The 15,212-nt window shown below is 70.0% G+C and carries 15 protein-coding genes; 9 read left to right on the top strand and 6 right to left on the bottom strand.

From position 1 onward, the window contains the following. Positions 1-17 precede the first annotated feature (17 nt). A complete protein-coding gene (locus tag ACFYOY_RS09375) occupies positions 18-1,532 on the bottom strand; it encodes a streptophobe family protein (protein ID WP_351890984.1) in 1,515 nt (504 codons plus the stop codon). Positions 1,533-1,756: 224 nt separating this feature from the next. Here ACFYOY_RS09375 and ACFYOY_RS09370 point away from each other — a divergent pair, with 224 nt between their 5' ends. Further along, positions 1,757-4,465, top strand: coding sequence for an FHA domain-containing protein (locus tag ACFYOY_RS09370; RefSeq protein WP_351890978.1), 2,709 nt, complete (start codon positions 1,757-1,759; stop codon positions 4,463-4,465). Positions 4,466-4,598: 133 nt separating this feature from the next. Here the strand turns inward: ACFYOY_RS09370 and ACFYOY_RS09365 are convergent, their stop codons facing one another. Next, entirely contained in the window at positions 4,599-5,369 is a 771-nt protein-coding gene (locus ACFYOY_RS09365) for a transglycosylase SLT domain-containing protein (RefSeq protein ID WP_351890971.1), read from the bottom strand. A gap of 441 nt (positions 5,370-5,810) precedes the next feature. On the opposite strand from ACFYOY_RS09365, the gene ACFYOY_RS09360 reads away from it, so the two are divergent. The 3 genes from ACFYOY_RS09360 to ACFYOY_RS09350 all read left to right on the top strand — a co-directional run bounded on the left by ACFYOY_RS09360 (position 5,811) and on the right by ACFYOY_RS09350 (position 7,989). Beyond that, on the top strand, positions 5,811-6,974 hold the full coding sequence (locus tag ACFYOY_RS09360) for a GAF domain-containing sensor histidine kinase (protein ID WP_388585828.1): 1,164 nt from the start codon (positions 5,811-5,813) through the stop codon (positions 6,972-6,974). Then, positions 6,967-7,611, top strand: coding sequence for a response regulator transcription factor (locus tag ACFYOY_RS09355; RefSeq protein WP_237516858.1), 645 nt, complete (start codon positions 6,967-6,969; stop codon positions 7,609-7,611). The genes ACFYOY_RS09360 and ACFYOY_RS09355 overlap by 8 nt, the downstream gene beginning before the upstream one ends. Before the next feature lie 138 nt (positions 7,612-7,749). Further along, positions 7,750-7,989, top strand: coding sequence for a chaplin (locus ACFYOY_RS09350; RefSeq protein ID WP_208522927.1), 240 nt, complete (start codon positions 7,750-7,752; stop codon positions 7,987-7,989). 207 nt (positions 7,990-8,196) lie between these two features. On the opposite strand, the gene ACFYOY_RS09345 is transcribed toward ACFYOY_RS09350, so the two are convergent. Continuing rightward, a complete protein-coding gene (locus ACFYOY_RS09345; RefSeq protein WP_351890952.1) occupies positions 8,197-9,000 on the bottom strand; it encodes a hypothetical protein in 804 nt (267 codons plus the stop codon). A 110-nt stretch (positions 9,001-9,110) separates the two neighbouring features. On the opposite strand from ACFYOY_RS09345, the gene ACFYOY_RS09340 reads away from it, so the two are divergent. From ACFYOY_RS09340 to ACFYOY_RS09330, 3 genes are all read left to right on the top strand, one after another. After that, positions 9,111-9,902 carry an ABC transporter ATP-binding protein gene (locus ACFYOY_RS09340; protein WP_351890946.1) on the top strand — a complete coding sequence of 264 codons (792 nt, stop codon included), beginning with the start codon at positions 9,111-9,113 and terminating at the stop codon, positions 9,900-9,902. Positions 9,903-9,936: 34 nt separating this feature from the next. Next, positions 9,937-10,410: an NfeD family protein gene (locus ACFYOY_RS09335; protein ID WP_351890940.1), complete on the top strand. Its 474-nt coding sequence runs from the start codon at positions 9,937-9,939 to the stop codon at positions 10,408-10,410. A gap of 152 nt (positions 10,411-10,562) precedes the next feature. Continuing rightward, on the top strand, positions 10,563-11,522 hold the full coding sequence (locus tag ACFYOY_RS09330; protein WP_059147117.1) for an SPFH domain-containing protein: 960 nt from the start codon (positions 10,563-10,565) through the stop codon (positions 11,520-11,522). Positions 11,523-11,608: 86 nt separating this feature from the next. On the opposite strand, the gene ACFYOY_RS09325 is transcribed toward ACFYOY_RS09330, so the two are convergent. Next, positions 11,609-12,112, bottom strand: a complete 504-nt coding sequence (locus ACFYOY_RS09325; protein WP_388585822.1) for an HNH endonuclease — start codon at positions 12,110-12,112, stop codon at positions 11,609-11,611. A gap of 106 nt (positions 12,113-12,218) precedes the next feature. After that, positions 12,219-12,758, bottom strand: coding sequence for a YbhB/YbcL family Raf kinase inhibitor-like protein (locus tag ACFYOY_RS09320; protein WP_351890925.1), 540 nt, complete (start codon positions 12,756-12,758; stop codon positions 12,219-12,221). Between the two features lie 86 nt (positions 12,759-12,844). On the opposite strand from ACFYOY_RS09320, the gene ACFYOY_RS09315 reads away from it, so the two are divergent. Continuing rightward, the gene (locus ACFYOY_RS09315) at positions 12,845-13,171 is read left to right on the top strand and encodes a barstar family protein (RefSeq protein ID WP_351890919.1); all 327 of its coding nucleotides are present in this window, start codon (positions 12,845-12,847) and stop codon (positions 13,169-13,171) included. A gap of 98 nt (positions 13,172-13,269) precedes the next feature. Here ACFYOY_RS09315 and ACFYOY_RS09310 read toward each other — a convergent pair whose 3' ends face one another. Beyond that, entirely contained in the window at positions 13,270-14,052 is a 783-nt protein-coding gene (locus ACFYOY_RS09310) for a sporulation protein (RefSeq protein WP_014059729.1), read from the bottom strand. 168 nt (positions 14,053-14,220) lie between these two features. Between ACFYOY_RS09310 and ACFYOY_RS09305 the strand changes: the two genes are divergently transcribed. Beyond that, entirely contained in the window at positions 14,221-14,883 is a 663-nt protein-coding gene (locus tag ACFYOY_RS09305) for a DNA-3-methyladenine glycosylase (RefSeq protein ID WP_351890909.1), read from the top strand. Positions 14,884-15,212: the final 329 nt, after the last annotated feature.

Raw genomic sequence — 15,212 nt, 5'->3', positions numbered from 1 at the left:
TCGCATGATCGGCGGCTTCATGCGCCACATCCGCCGTCGTGCCCTTCGCCCCCGCCGTGACCCTCGCCTCCCTCGCCTCCCTCGTCCCCGTCGTCGCGCCGCCCGACGGCCGCCCCGTTGTCCCGCCGCCCGACGGCCGTTCCGTCATCCCGCCGCGCGAGCGCCGCGGCCCGGCGGCCCGCCGTGCCCGTGGCCCATGCCACGAGCGCCCCGGCGGCCCCCGCCGCCGCGCCCCACCCCGCGCCCAGCGCACCCGCGAGCGGAGCGTTTCCGTACAGCTCGAGCCCCGCCCCGAAGGCGTCGAAGCCGAGCACGGACAGGCTCGCCCCCGCCGAGACCCGGGTCAGCCACACCAGCAGCGGCAGCGCGAGCGCGGCCGCCACGCCCAGCCGCAGCGCACACCACCTCGCGAAGGCGAACGGCCGGGAGCTCCCCACAGGCGTACGGGCCGCGGTGAGCACCCCGGCGGCGAGCATCAGCAGCACACTCGCGACCACCAGCAGCCAGACCCGGCCGTCGAGCTCGGCCAGCCGCCCCACCGTGAGCGGCTCCCCGCCCGGCCCGGCGAGCAGATCGTCCACGGGGTCGGGCAGCACCTGCCTCAGCGCGCCGCTCGCCCTGCCGTACCAGGGGACGAACAGCCCCAGCGGTACGCCGATCCACACCCCGCCCGGCGCGTCGAGCAGCGCCGACCCGAGCACCAGCCCCGGATGGTCGTCCCCGACCGCCGCGTAGATCCCGGCCACCAGACCCGCGCCGACCGCGAGCACCAGTACCCCGCACAGCGCGGACACCGCCGGCCGGACCGTGCGGTGCAGCGCCTGCCCGCCGGGCGGCAGCGGGGTACGGCGCGCGGCCAGCAGCGCGAGCAGCAGGACGGCGACGACCCACACCGCGCCGCCCAGCAGCGAGCGGCCGGCCGCCACGGTGAAGCCGACGGACGCCTTGGCGTCGACGAGCTCGGCGAGCCGGTCCGGCAGCAGCCCGGCGCCGATGTCCGCGATATCGCCGAGCTGCTCGGGAAGCCGGCTCAGCAGATCGTGCTCGGTGCGCTGTCTGCCGAGGCCAGGCAGGACGAGCGTGGCGCCGTCGATCGTGACCGTATCGTTGCCCACCCAGGTCAGCCCGGCGAGCAGCAGCAGGAAGAGCACGGCCACGAGGCCCGCGCGCACGGCGAGTTCGGCCCGGCCGATCACCGCCCCCGCGGCCCGCAACGACCGTACGAACAGCCACCCCAGCAGCAGCGCGCCGACCAGGCTCACCCCGAGTGGCGCGATATCGATGGCGGCGTGGGCCTGGGCGCCCTCCAGCCCGAAGACGCCCACATCGCCGGACGGAGTGACGGAACCGCCGACCGCCAGCACCGTCACCGCGGCGGTCATCGGCCCGAGCGCGCCCGCACGGTCGGCGCCGATCAGATGCAGGCCGAGTGCGGCGATCCCCACCATGGCCAGAAACGCCCAGCTCACCGTCGCGATCGCGGCGAGCAGCGCGGGCCCCCAGGGCGCTCGTCCGCCACCGCTCGCGCTCATATCGCCGACTCCCGATCGTCGCGAGTTGCCCGGATTAACCATGATCCGCACTATCCGTCAGTGCTTACCACTTTCCGAGGGCCTTTCGGATGAGTCAATGACGCCCGAGTTGTGGTCTTGTCAAAGCCCGACTTCCGGTGAAGGGACTGAGCCTGAAATAGTTCCTCAGGATGTTCGCCATCCCTAGACTCCCTCTGTCAGGGGGGTAACTCGGGGGACAACTAGTGGGGCATGGAGTGCCGGAACTCGTACTGGAATTGAACGGACAGACCTGGACACTTGATCCGTCCAGGTCGTACAGCCTGGGGCGTGACCCACAGGGCGACATGGTGCTGGACGACGCCAGAGTCTCCTGGCGGCATGCCACGGTGCGCTGGGGTGGGCGCAGTTGGGTCATCGAGGATCAGGGCTCCACCAACGGCACCTATGTGCAGGGCCGGAGAATCCAACAGGTGGAAATCGGCCCTGGTTCGGCCGTCCATCTCGGCAATGCCACCGATGGCCCTCGGCTCAGCGTCTCCGGCGGCGGCGCCTCGATGGGCGCCGCGGGCGCGTACGGCCAGCAGGCGGCGATGGGCATGCCCCAGCAGGCCCAGCAGCCCCACCAGGCTCAGCAGCCCCCCGCCCAGCAGCAGCCGCAGCAGCAGCCCGGCCCCGGCTGGCCGCAGCAGGGTGTACCGCAGCAGGGTGTACCGCAGCAGGGCGCGCCGCAGCCCCAAGGCTGGCCGCAGCCCCAGCAGCAGCCCCAGGCCCCGCACCAGCAGCAGCCGTTCATCCCGCAGCAGCAGGCGCCCCATCAGCAGCCGCAGCACCAGCAGGCCCCCCAGCCTCCGCAGCAGCAGCCTCAGGCCCCGCAGAACAACCTCGCGCAGAACGTTCCCGGCACCGGCCCCTCCGGCCCGGCGGGCGCCGCGCCCGCCCAGGGCGACCGCAGCCCGACCACCTTCCACCAGCTGGCCGCCGGCCGGGTGATGCGCATCGGTCGTGCGCTGGAGAACGAGCTGGTCGTCTCCGATCTGCAGGTCTCGCGCCACCACGCCGAGTTCCGGGCGCTGCCCGACGGCCGCTTCGAGATACGCGACCTCGGCAGCCACAACGGCACCTATGTCAACGGTCAGCCGGTCCGGCAGCAGATCATCGGCCCCACCGACACCGTCGGCGTCGGTCACTCCACGTTCCGGCTGGTCGGCGACCGCCTCGAGGAGTTCGTCGACACCGGTGAGGTCTCCTTCTCGGCCCGCCATCTGACGGTGACGGTCGACGGCGGCAAGCAGATCCTCAAGGACGTCTCCTTCGGCGTCCCGGAGAAGTCCCTCGTCGCGGTCATCGGCCCGTCCGGCTCCGGTAAGTCCACGCTGCTGAAGGCACTCACCGGCTACCGTCCGGCCAACCAGGGCGATGTCCTCTACGACAACCGGAACCTCTACAAGCAGTTCGCCGAGCTGCGCCAGCGCATCGGTCTGGTGCCCCAGGACGACATCCTGCACAAGGAGCTGACCGTCCAGAAGGCCCTGCGCTACGCCGCCAAGCTCCGCTTCCCCGGTGACACCGCCGAGGCCGAGCGCGAGGCCCGGATCGACGAGGTGCTGCGCGAGCTCAAGCTGGACATCCACCGGGAGAAGAAGGTCACGGCCCTCTCCGGCGGGCAGCGCAAGCGGGTCTCCGTCGCGCTGGAGCTGCTCACCAAGCCGTCGCTGATCTTCCTGGACGAGCCGACCTCCGGTCTCGACCCGGGCATGGACCGCGATGTCATGCAGCTGCTGCGCGGTCTCGCCGACGACGGCCGCACCGTGCTGGTGGTCACCCACTCGGTCGCCGAGCTGGCGCTGTGCGACAAGCTCCTGGTGATGGCGCCGGGCGGCTCGGTGGCCTATTTCGGCCCGCCGGACGAGGCGCTCAACTTCTTCGGCTACGACAGCTGGGCGGATGTCTTCTCGTCGTTCGAGAACTACCGCGACTACGACTGGGCGGGCCGCTGGCGCGGTTCGCAGCACTACCAGATGTACGCGGCGGACCTCGACTCCGTCGCCCCGCAGTCCGTCCATGTCCAGGCGCCGCCGACCCGGATGCAGAAGCCGCAGAGCTGGGGATCGCAGCTGTGGACGCTGATCCGCCGCTATCTGTCGGTGATCGGCTCCGACAAGGGCTTCATGGGGCTGATGGTGATCCTGCCCGCCGTGCTGGGCTCGGTGAGCGTCGTCATCCCGGCGAAGTTCGGCCTTCAGATGGCCCCGAAGGGCAGTTTCAACCAGGCCGCCGGGACGGTTCTGCTGATTCTCGTGGTCGGCATGTGCTTCACCGGCGCGGCCAATTCCGTACGAGAATTGATCAAGGAACGGGTCATCTACGAACGGGAACGGGCGGTCGGCCTGTCCCGCTCCGCGTATCTGATGTCCAAGGTGATCGTGCTCGGTGTGATCACCGCCTGCCAGGGCGTCATCATCTCCGCCATCGGTCTCTCGACGCGCAAGATGCCCGCGGAGGGCCTGCTGATGCCGCCGGCCGCCGAGCTCTGCCTGGCCGTCATCGCGATCGGCTTCACCTCGATGATGGTCGGCCTGGTCATCTCGTCCCTGGTGAAGACGGCCGAGAAGACCATGCCGCTGCTGGTCATGTTCGCGATCGTCCAGGTCGTCTTCACCGGCGTCCTGTTCAAGATCTACGGATCGCTCGGTGTGGAGCAGTTCGCCTGGCTGATGCCGTCCCGCTGGGCGGTCGGCGCGGCCGGTGCCACGCTGGACCTGGGCCCGGGCGTCGGCCACATGATGGCGCCGTGGGACAGCAAGAAGCCCCTGGATACCGACCCGCTGTGGGAGCACACCACGACCCAGTGGGGCATCGACATGATCGCGCTGATCGTCCTGGGCATCGCGTGCGGCTTCGTGGTCGCGCGGCTGCTGCGCCGCCATGAGCCGGAGGTCATGCGCAAGTAGCCGCGGCCCCCGGTGGTCATGCGCGAGCAGCCGCCGTCACCGTCACGCACAAGGGTGACGGCACCCCTCGCACACAGGGGGTGCCGTCGCCCTTCGGCGTCGCAACGCCGGGTTCGGGACGGGTCGTTCAGGCTCAGTACGGGCCGTTCACGTTGTCCATCGAGCCGTACCGGTCGGCCGCGTAGTTGCAGGCCGCGGTGATGTTCGCGACCGGGTCGTAGGCGTCCCAGGCGGTGCCCTCGACGTGGTAGGCCTTGAAGGTCGGGGCTATCACCTGGAGCAGGCCCTTGGAGGGCACGCCGTTCTGGGCGTTGATGTCCCAGTTGTTGATGGCGCGCGGGTCGCCGCCGGACTCCCGGATGATGTTGCGGTGAATGCCCTCGTAGGTGCCGGGGATGCCCTTCTTCTTCATGATGTCGAGGGATTCCCGGATCCAGCCGTCGAGGTTGTCCGGGTAGGTCTTCTTCTCGGCGGCGACCGTCTCGATGCGCGCGGCGGAGCGGCTCGCGGCCTGCTTGACGGCGCGCTCCTTGGCGGCCTTGGCCTCGGCGGCCTTCTTCTGGGCGGCGTCTTCCGCCGCCTTCTTCTGGGCGGCCTCTTCCGCCGCCTTCTTCTTCGCGGCCTCGGCCGCGGCCTTCTTCTCGGCGGCCTCTTGCTTGGCCTGCTTGTCGGCGAGCGCGGACTGCTTGACCAGGGCCTCGTGGTGGGCCTGGGCGTCGGCCTTCTGGGACGTGAGGGCGACGGGCTTGTTCGGCAGATCCTGGGCCGTCGTCTTGGCGTCCGCGTTGCCACCGGGGACGACTGCGAAGGCTATGGCGGCCGCACCGGCGGCAGCGATTCCGGCGGCGGAGTACTTGTGCGTCTTGTTCAGACGGGCGTAGCCGGGGATGTTGGGCAGGGGCATGGCGGAGTAGACCTCTTCCAATCGCTTGAGTCGCAGGCCAAATCGGCGCGCAGAGCGCCGTTCCTGGATCTACGGCGCCGTGCGACTGGGGGAAATTCTTAGCTGCCGCAAAAAGCTGTCGCAAAGGCGTGACATACGATGCTGCTTAGTGGATAAGTAGGCCGCTCATGCCCACGCGGACGGCCGTCATCCCCGCTCAGTCGCCTATGAAACGTCCACTAAGCACGTTCGTAAGTGATTTAGGTCGTGTGTCCGGGCTCACATCGCGGAGCTTCTCATATTGCGCGCTGTGCCCACGCAAATGCTCAGGGTGTTTGTTTTTTCCACCCCTGCAACAGCCCCTTTGGGGGTCCTGTGTGCGCCGTTCGACCTAGGGCTCAGGTCTTATCAGGTGGCCGCCGACCGGCCGATATGCCCACCGGATGGCGGGTCGGTACGGTAATGGCCATGACGAAAGGACGGGGCGGTGGACCCGGGGCCGGGCTGAGTCGGGTGAGCGGGGCGCTGCTCGCCATGAGCCGGCATCTGGAAGTCCGTGATGTCCTAAAGACCATCGTTGTGTCCGCCCGTGAGCTGCTCGATGCGGAGTATGCCGCTCTGGGGGTCTCCGATGATCACGGAGGTTTCGCCCAGTTCGTAGTAGATGGGGTGAGCGATGAGCAGTGGAAGGCCATCGGGCCGCTACCCCGGCAGCACGGCATTCTCGCCGCCATGCTCAAGGACGCCACTCCGCAGCGACTCGCCGACGTGCGACGTGATGTCCGTTTTGAGGGATGGCCATCGGCTCATCCGGAAATGTCGGATTTTTTGGGTCTTCCCATTGCCGATGGCGATGAAGTTCTCGGCGCGGTATTCCTCGCCAACAAACGATGCCCCAAGCCCGAGGGCGGCTGCGGTTTCACCGCCGAGGACGAGGAGCTGCTGTCCATCCTGGCCCAGCACGCCGCCATCGCCCTGACCAACGCCCGGCTCTACGAGCGCAGCCGCGAGCTCACCATCGCCGGGGAGCGGGCCAGGCTCGCCCATGAGCTGCACGACGCGGTCTCCCAGAAGCTCTTCTCGCTGCGACTGACCGCCCAGGCGGCCACGGCCCTGGTGGACCGCGACCCCGACCGCGCCAAGGACGAGCTCCAGCAGATCGCCCTCCTCGCCGCCGAGGCCACCGACGAGCTGCGCTCCGCCGTCGTGGAGCTGCGCCCCGCCGCGCTCGACGAGGACGGCCTCGTGGCGACCCTGAGGACGCAGGTGCAGGTGCTCGACCGGGCCCACTCCGCCCAGGTCACCTTCGCCTGCCACGGCGTGCGGGCGCTGCCCGCCGCCCAGGAGGGGGCGGTGCTGCGGGTGGCCCAGGAGGCCCTGCACAACGCGCTGCGCCACGCCGACGCGCGGCAGGTCGACGTCACCCTCACCCGGCACGGCCAGGGCGCCCGGCTCCGCGTCGCCGACGACGGCAGGGGATTCGACCCCTCGGCCGTACGGCGCGCCGGGCGCCACCTCGGGCTGGTGTCGATGCGGGACCGGGCCGGCGGCGTCGGCGGCGCTCTGACCGTGGAGTCGGCGCCCGGTAAGGGCACCGTGATCGAGATGGAGGTGCCCGGTGGCTGACCCCGGACGGATTCGGGTGCTGCTCGTCGACGACCACCAGGTGGTGCGGCGCGGTCTGCGGACCTTTCTCCAGGTCCAGGACGACATCGAGGTGGTCGGCGAGGCGTCGGACGGCGAGGAGGGCGTCGCCCGCGCCGAGGAGCTGCGCCCCGACGTCGTCCTCATGGACGTGAAGATGCCCGGCCTCGACGGCATCGAGGCGCTGCGCACCCTGCGCGACCTCGACAACCCCGCCCGGGTGCTCATCGTGACCAGCTTCACCGAGAAGCGCACCGTGGTCCCGGCCCTGCGCGCGGGCGCCGCGGGCTATGTCTACAAGGACGTGGACCCCGAGGCGCTCGCCCGCGCCATCCGGTCCGTCCACTCCGGCCATGTGCTGCTCCAGCCCGAGGTGGCCCTCGCGCTGCTCTCCCAGGAGGAGGGCGGCGGCCAGGGGCGCGGTGGCTCACTCACCGAGCGGGAGCGCGAGGTGCTCGCGCTGATCGCGGACGGCCGGTCCAACCGGGAGATCGCCCGCGCGCTGGTGCTGTCCGAAAAGACCGTGAAGACCCACGTGTCCAATATTCTTATGAAATTGGACCTCGCTGACCGTACTCAGGCCGCGCTATGGGCCGTACGGCACGGGATTGGGGCATGAACAGCGTTTCTCCGTGAAATCACACCAACGGGTGGCTATCACTCGAACAGCGCAACTCAGCATCAGTCGGGCCGTTTTTCACGGCGTACCGCGGCGGATCGCCGCGGTCACGCGCTGATGAATGAAGGGTCTTGCCAAGTGAAGAACATCAAGAGGTTCGCTGCCATCACGATCACGGCCGGCGGACTCGCCGTCGCCGGTGCCGGTGTCGCCACCGCCCAGGGCCCCTGGGCCGACGGTGGGGCCACGATGTCCCCGGGTGTCGTCTCCGGCAACAACATTCAGGCGCCCATCCACGTGCCCGTGAACTTCTGCGGCAACACCATCTCGGTCATCGGGTCCATGAACCCGGCGCTCGGCACCCCCTGCGGCGGCTGACCGCCACCCGGCGAATACACGACGCACCACCGACCGGCCCCGGAGGCACCCGCCTCCGGGGCCGGCCCCATGGCATCCGGGGGAAGCCAGAGACCGCCAGGGAAGCGCAGGGACCCTCCGGGAAGCGTCAGAAACCCCCCGGGCACACCAGAGACCCCCGGGGAAGGCCAGAGACCCCCGGGGAAGCTCAGAGACCCCCGGGGAAGCTCAGAGACCGCCCCGCTCCCGCTCCTCCACATACGCGTTGTACGCCGCCACCTGCGCCCGCCGCGAGGTGCGCTCCACCGGCCGCAGTGCCTTGGCCCGCGCTGTGATCTCCGACGCGCTCACCGCGCCGCCGTGCTCCCGGCCGTCCCCGCCCGCCATATAGGCGATGTCCACCAGCGCACCCACCCGCTGCGCCAGCTCCAGCACCCGGATGGCCCGCGGCGGATAGCCCGGGGCCAGCACCTCGCGCCCCCGCTCGGCCCGCGCCCGATACGCCTCCAGGGCCGCCTCGGCCACTGGGCCCGATCCGGCCACATTCAGCCGCGAGAGCACCTCCGTGGCCTCCCGCAGCGCCTCGGCCAGCTCCCGCTCGGCCTCGCTCAGCGACGGCACATCGGCCGGCGGCGCCTCCCGCACGCTCTGGCACCGCCAGACCACCTCGATGTGCTGATCGCCCTCGGGCCCGGCCGCCGACACCTCGGGCACCAGGCCGAGCGCCGCGCCCGTCGCGATCACCGCCTCACCCGCGTCGAGCGCGTGGGCGTTGAACTCCGGCGGACCGCTCAGCCCCAGGGGATGCCCCGCTATGGGCAGCGCCACCCGCAGCCCCTTGGCCCCGAGCGCCCGCAGCCGCCCCAGCGCCAGCGTGAGCCCCACCGGCCCGGACTCCCCCGGAAGCCCGGCCACCCGGTGCGACGCGTCCTCATCCGCGATGCGATGCGCCGCCTCGTCGGGGGAGACAAGTCCGGCGATAAGGGCATTTCCCCAAGCAGCGAGGCGCCCTGAACGTGGTTCATCGAGCATGGCACCAGCCTAAGGACTGGCACCGACAACGTGTGGCGTAGGTTTTCCTCAGGGGGCTGCGCCCACAGGCGCACGCACGACTCGAGACTGCAATGGGAGACAACGCGCTCATGAGCGAGGTTCTGGAGCTGCTGGACGTATCGGTGGTCCGCGATGGGCGGGCTCTGGTGGACGAGGTCTCCTGGTCGATCAAAGAAGGCGAGCGCTGGGTCATCCTCGGGCCCAACGGCGCCGGCAAGACCACCCTCCTCAACCTCGCCTCCAGCTATCTCTTCCCGAGCGCCGGAAGCGCCCGGATCCTCGGCGAGCAACTCGGTCGCGTCGACGTCTTCGAGCTGCGCCCCCGCGTCGGCATGGCGGGTATCGCCATGGCCGAGAAGCTGCCGCGCAGCCAGACCGTCCTCGAGACCGTCCTCACCGCCGCGTACGGCATGACGGCCCACTGGCAGGAGGACTACGACGCGGTCGACGAGACCCGCGCCCGCGCCTTCCTCGACCGCCTCGGCATGACCGAGTACCTCGACCGGAAGTTCGGCACCCTCTCGGAGGGCGAGCGCAAGCGCACGCTCATCGCCCGCGCCATGATGACCGACCCCGAGCTGCTGCTCCTCGACGAGCCCGCGGCCGGACTCGACCTCGGCGGCCGCGAGGACCTCGTCCGCCGCCTCGGACGGCTCGCCCGCGACCCGCTCGCCCCGTCGATGATCATGGTGACACATCATGTCGAGGAAATCCCCCCCGGCTTCACCCATGTTCTGATGATCCGCCAGGGCAAGGTGCTCACCGCGGGCCCGGTCGAGACCGAACTGACCTCCCGTAACCTCTCCCGGTGCTTCGGACTCCCGCTGGTCGTCGAGCGCTACGGCGAGCGCTGGACCGCCCAGGGCCTGCCGCTGGCCTGATGTCCGCCCCCTGCGCCCGCCGTGTCACCGGCAGGTGATCCGCGCACTGTCCCCGGGGACCGTCGACAACTACCATGACCATGTGGATCCATGGGTGTGGTGGCTGATCGCCGCCGTAGGACTGGGTATCCCGCTCGTACTGACCGCGATGCCCGAATTCGGGATGGTCGCCGTCGGTGCCGTGGCCGGTGCCATCACCGACGCGCTCGGCGGCGGCATCGTGCTCCAGGTCGTCGTCTTCTGCGCCGTCTCGGTCGCGCTGGTCGCGGTCGTGCGCCCGATGGCGGTCCGCAGCCGCCGTCAGCAACCCGAGCTGCGCAGCGGCATCGAGGCGCTGAAAGGACGTCAGGCCGTCGTCCTCGCACGCGTCGACGACAGCGGCGGCGGCCGCATCAAACTCGCGGGCGAAGTGTGGTCCGCGCGCTCACTCGACCCCGGCCAGGCGTACGAACCCGGGCAGCAGGTCGACGTGGTGGAGATCGACGGTGCGACGGCCGTCGTCATGTAGACGCCGTACCGGGAGTGTCCTACCAAGAGTTGAGGGCGCCCGGGTTGAGCTGCGGAGTCGACCATGGATCTGACAGACTCCACCCTCGGGAACCGCCAGACCTGATCATCCCGACCATCCGAATCACCGCATGAAGGGCACGGGGAGCCGCTGTGGAACCGATCATCATCGTCCTGATCATCCTCGTGGTGCTGGTCTTCATCGCACTGATCAAGACGATCCAGGTCATCCCACAGGCCAGCGCCGCCATCGTGGAGCGCTTCGGGCGCTACACCCGCACCCTCAACGCGGGCCTCAACATCGTCGTCCCGTTCATCGACTCGATCCGCAACCGGGTCGACCTCCGTGAACAGGTCGTGCCCTTCCCCCCGCAGCCGGTGATCACCCAGGACAACCTGGTCGTGAACATCGACACCGTCATCTACTACCAGGTGACCGACGCCCGCGCCGCCACCTACGAAGTCGCCAGCTACATCCAGGCGATCGAGCAGCTCACCGTCACCACCCTGCGGAACATCATCGGTGGCATGGACCTCGAGCGCACCCTGACCTCCCGCGAGGAGATCAACGCGGCGCTGCGCGGCGTCCTCGACGAGGCCACCGGCAAGTGGGGCATCCGCGTCAACCGCGTCGAGCTCAAGGCCATCGAGCCGCCCACCTCCATCCAGGACTCGATGGAGAAGCAGATGCGCGCCGACCGTGACAAGCGCGCCGCGATCCTCCAGGCCGAAGGTGTCCGGCAGTCCGAGATCCTGCGCGCCGAGGGCGAGAAGCAGTCCGCGATCCTGCGGGCCGAGGGTGAGTCCAAGGCCGCCGCGCTGCGCGCCGAGGGCGAGGCCCAGGCGATCCGTACGGTCTTCGAGTCCATCCACGCCGGAGACCCGGACCAGAAGCTGCTCTCGTACCAGTACCTCCAGATGCTGCCGAAGATCGCCGAGGGCGACGCCAACAAGCTCTGGATCGTGCCCAGCGAGATCGGCGACGCCCTCAAGGGCCTCGGCGGTGCCATGGGCAACTTCGGCCCGTTGACCGGCGGCGGAAACGGCGGCGGCACCCCCGCCGCCACCGGTAAGGAGCCCGCCCCGCGCCGCGAACAGCCCACGATCGACTGAACGGACGGCAGTGGGACGGGCCCCCTCCAGCGCCTGAGGCGGCCCGCCGGCGCTCCCCGCCGGGCCCCTGCGGGACGAACCCGGTGCTAGGCAGGAAGCGCCAGCCACTCCGGCAGAGCGTCCCGCTCCGCCGCCCCCAGGGCCAGCAGCAGCGCATCCGAAGGCGTCGGCTCGAACGGCACCTGGAGCAGCCGCATCCCCGCCTGCTCCGGAGTCCGGTCCGCCTTACGGTGGTTGTCCTCCGCACAGGAGGCCACCGTATTCAGCCAGGTGTCCGCGCCCCCGCGCGACCGCGGCACCACATGGTCCACGGTCGTCGCCCGGCGGCCGCAGTACGCGCACCGGTGCTGGTCCCGGACCAGCACCCCGCGCCGCGACCACGGGGCACGTCTTCGGAACGGCACCCGCACATAGCGGCACAGCCGGATCACCCGTGGCAGTGGCAGATCGATGTCCGCGGCCCGCACCCGCAGCCCCGGGTGGGCGTGTTCGACGACGGCCTTGTCCTGGAGGACCAGCACCACGGCGCGCCGCAGCGTCACCGTCGCCAGCGGCTCGAAGCTCGCGTTCAGAACCAGTGTCTCGCGCATCCCGACCACCCCCGCATCCCGCTGTCCCGGCCCCGCGCCCGGAATGGGCGGGACCGGGATCAACTCTGGCCGGGAGCCTGGCCGAGAACAACGCAATTTCGCCGCGTCAGCCCGCGGCCGGCACCTCGTACTCCCCGATCAACTGGGCACGCCCCAGCGTGTGGAACCGCAGATTGAAGCCGACCACCGCGGGGGTGGCATCCGCGTCCGGGCCCAGCTTCTCCGCGTCCACCGCGTAGACGGTGAACACATAGCGGTGCGGACCGTCCCCGGGCGGCGGCGCGGCCCCGCCGAAATCACGGGTCCCGTAGTCGTTGCGCGCCTGCACGGCACCCTCGGGCAGGCCCGTGAAGCCGCCACTGCCCGCACCCACCGGAAGCTCGGTGACCGTGGCCGGGATGTCGAACAACACCCAGTGCCAGAAGCCGCTGCCGGTCGGCGCGTCCGGGTCGAAGCAGGTGACGGCGAAGCTTTTCGTACCCTCCGGGAATCCCTCCCAGCGCAGCTGCGGAGAGGTGTTCCCCTCCGCCTGCACCTGGGCGGACTTGAGCGTGCCGCCCGGTTGCACATCGTCGCTCACCACCGAGAACGACGGCACCGGCGGATGGAAGTCATGGGGGAGCGGCGGCCGGTTCTGCTCGGACACGTCGAGAACCTCCTGAGGTTGCGGTGGATCATCTCCGCGGCCAGCCTAACGAGACCGCCAGACGGCGGGCTGGCACCATGGCGCCCATGACCGGCCCCACCCTCGCCCTCCACCTGCGCCTCGACGGCGTGACGGACAAGGACGGCTTCCTCGACCGCTGCGCCCGGGACCTGCGCTTTCCCGACTGGTACGGGCGCAACTGGGACGCTCTAGCCGACTGCCTCACGGATCTGTCCTGGTGGGCCGAGGGCCGCGAGCCCAGCGGCTGTCTGCTGGACATCCAGGGCTGGCTTGCCTTCCGCGACGCGGCCCCCGACGCCGCCGCGATCGCGGCGGACATCCTGGCCGACGCGGAGGCGTACTGGGCGACGCAGGGACGGCCTCTGGTGGTGCGCTACGACGACGGCCCCTGACGCACGACGCACCACACGCCGACATACGACGCGGGGCGTGCGCCGACCTGCCGTCGGTGCACGCCCCGCGCGGAAGTCCGGCCCAGGGGAGGGAAACCTCAGAACCAGTTGCGCTTGCCGCCGACCTGGGCGAGCCACTGGTTCAGATAAGCGGCCCAGTCGGTGTCCTGGAAGGTCGCCAGGTTCATCGTGAACGACCGGTAGGTGTCACTGCCCTCGGTGAACAGGCCCGGCTTCTTGTCCATCTCCAGCACCACGTCCATCTCGCGGTCGTCCGCGACGAAGGACAACTCCACCTGGTTCAGCCCCCGGTACTGCTCCGGGGCGTAGAACTCGATCTCCTGGTAGAAAGGCAGCCGCTGCCGGGTCCCACGGATGTGCCCCTGCTCCAGGTCGGCGCCCTTGAACCGGAAGCCGAGCGAGCCGAAGGCGTCCAGGATCGCCTGCTGGGCGGGGAGCGGATGCACATTGACCGGGTCCAGATCGCCCGAGTCCACCGCGCGCGCGATCGCCAGCTCCGTGGTCACCCCCACGTTCATACCGGTCAGATGCCGGCCCAGGAACATGGTGATCGGGGTCTCCCACGGGATCTCCAGGCCGAACTGCACCGCGTGCACCGCACCCGGCTGCACCTCGAACGCGCCGCCCAGCTGCTGCCGGGTGAACTCCACGTTCTGCTTGTACTCCTGGTCGTCCCGCTCCACCTCGACCCGCGCCTGCAGGCCGACCGAGAGCGCCTCGATCTGCTGCGCGACCGAGCCGCCCTGGATCCGGACCTCGCCCTGCACAATGCCGCCCGGGACGACGTTCTCCTCGGTCAGTACCGTCTCCACCGAAGCGCCACCGGCACCCAGACTCGCGAGCAGCTTCTTGAAGCCCATGTTCTCCCTCTCAAGGACGCGACTGCGTCTTGACTTGATCGCACTCGATCACTGTTGACACCTAGGAACGCGAAACAGCCGTGAGCGGTTCCGCAGCTCATACCCTTCCAGCGGACCGGTGCCGCCTCCAACCACCGGTTCATATCTGTTCCACTACGCTCGGGCCGCGTGACAGCAGGACCTGACCGCGAGCCCCTCGACCGTTCCTTCTTCGACCGACCCGTTCTCGAGGTCGCGCCCGACCTCCTGGGCCGCCTCCTGGTACGGCGCACCCCGGCCGGACCGATCGAATTGCGCCTGACCGAGGTCGAGGCATACGCGGGCCCGGCCGACCCCGGCTCGCATGCCTACCGTGGCCGCACCGAGCGCAATGCCGTGATGTTCGGCCCCGCGGGTCATGCGTATGTCTACTTCACCTACGGCATGTGGCACTGCCTCAACCTGGTCTGCGGACCGGAGGGCCACCCCAGCGGGGTGCTGCTGCGCGCGGGCGAGGTACGGCACGGCGCTGAGTGGGCCCGTCAGCGCAGGCCGAAGGCGCGTAACGACCATGAGCTGGCCAAGGGCCCGGCCCGGCTGGCCACGGCCCTGGGGGTGGACCGCCGTCTGGACGGCAGCGATGTCTGCGCGGGCGCCGACGCCCCGCTGTCCATACTCACCGGCCACCCCGCCCGGCCCGACCAGATCCTCAGCGGCCCGCGCACCGGTGTGGGCGGCGAGGGCGCAACTCACCCCTGGCGCTTCTGGATCGACGGCGAGCCCTCCGTCAGCCCCTACCGGGCGCACACCCCGCGGCGCCGGAATTCGACGCGCCGTCAGGTCGGAACTTGACTCTCCTGGACGGGACGCCTAACGTAGCCCGAGCCGCTTGAGACGGGCAGCGCTGTCGGCACGATCGCACGATCGAGTCACCGCGGCCCCGGAGCGGCCAACCACTGACGACAACTCCCGAACAGGGTCCTATTTCGCTGCGCGAAATCAGGACCCGGGGCTCCGATTAGGAGCTGAGCGGGAAATTGGCTAAAGTAGTGGACACGCCGGAAGGCGCGAAAGACCCCGCTCCAACAGGGGGCCGGAAACGGAATTCGGACCGGAAACGGAACGGAAAACGGATCTGGTAAGGTTGGAAACACCGAAGGGAAGCGCCCGGAGAAACCGGT

The organism is Streptomyces sp. NPDC007875 (assembly GCF_042868035.1).
GTDB lineage: Bacteria > Actinomycetota > Actinomycetes > Streptomycetales > Streptomycetaceae > Streptomyces > Streptomyces antimycoticus.
This window is presented reverse-complemented; position numbering and strand designations above follow the sequence as displayed.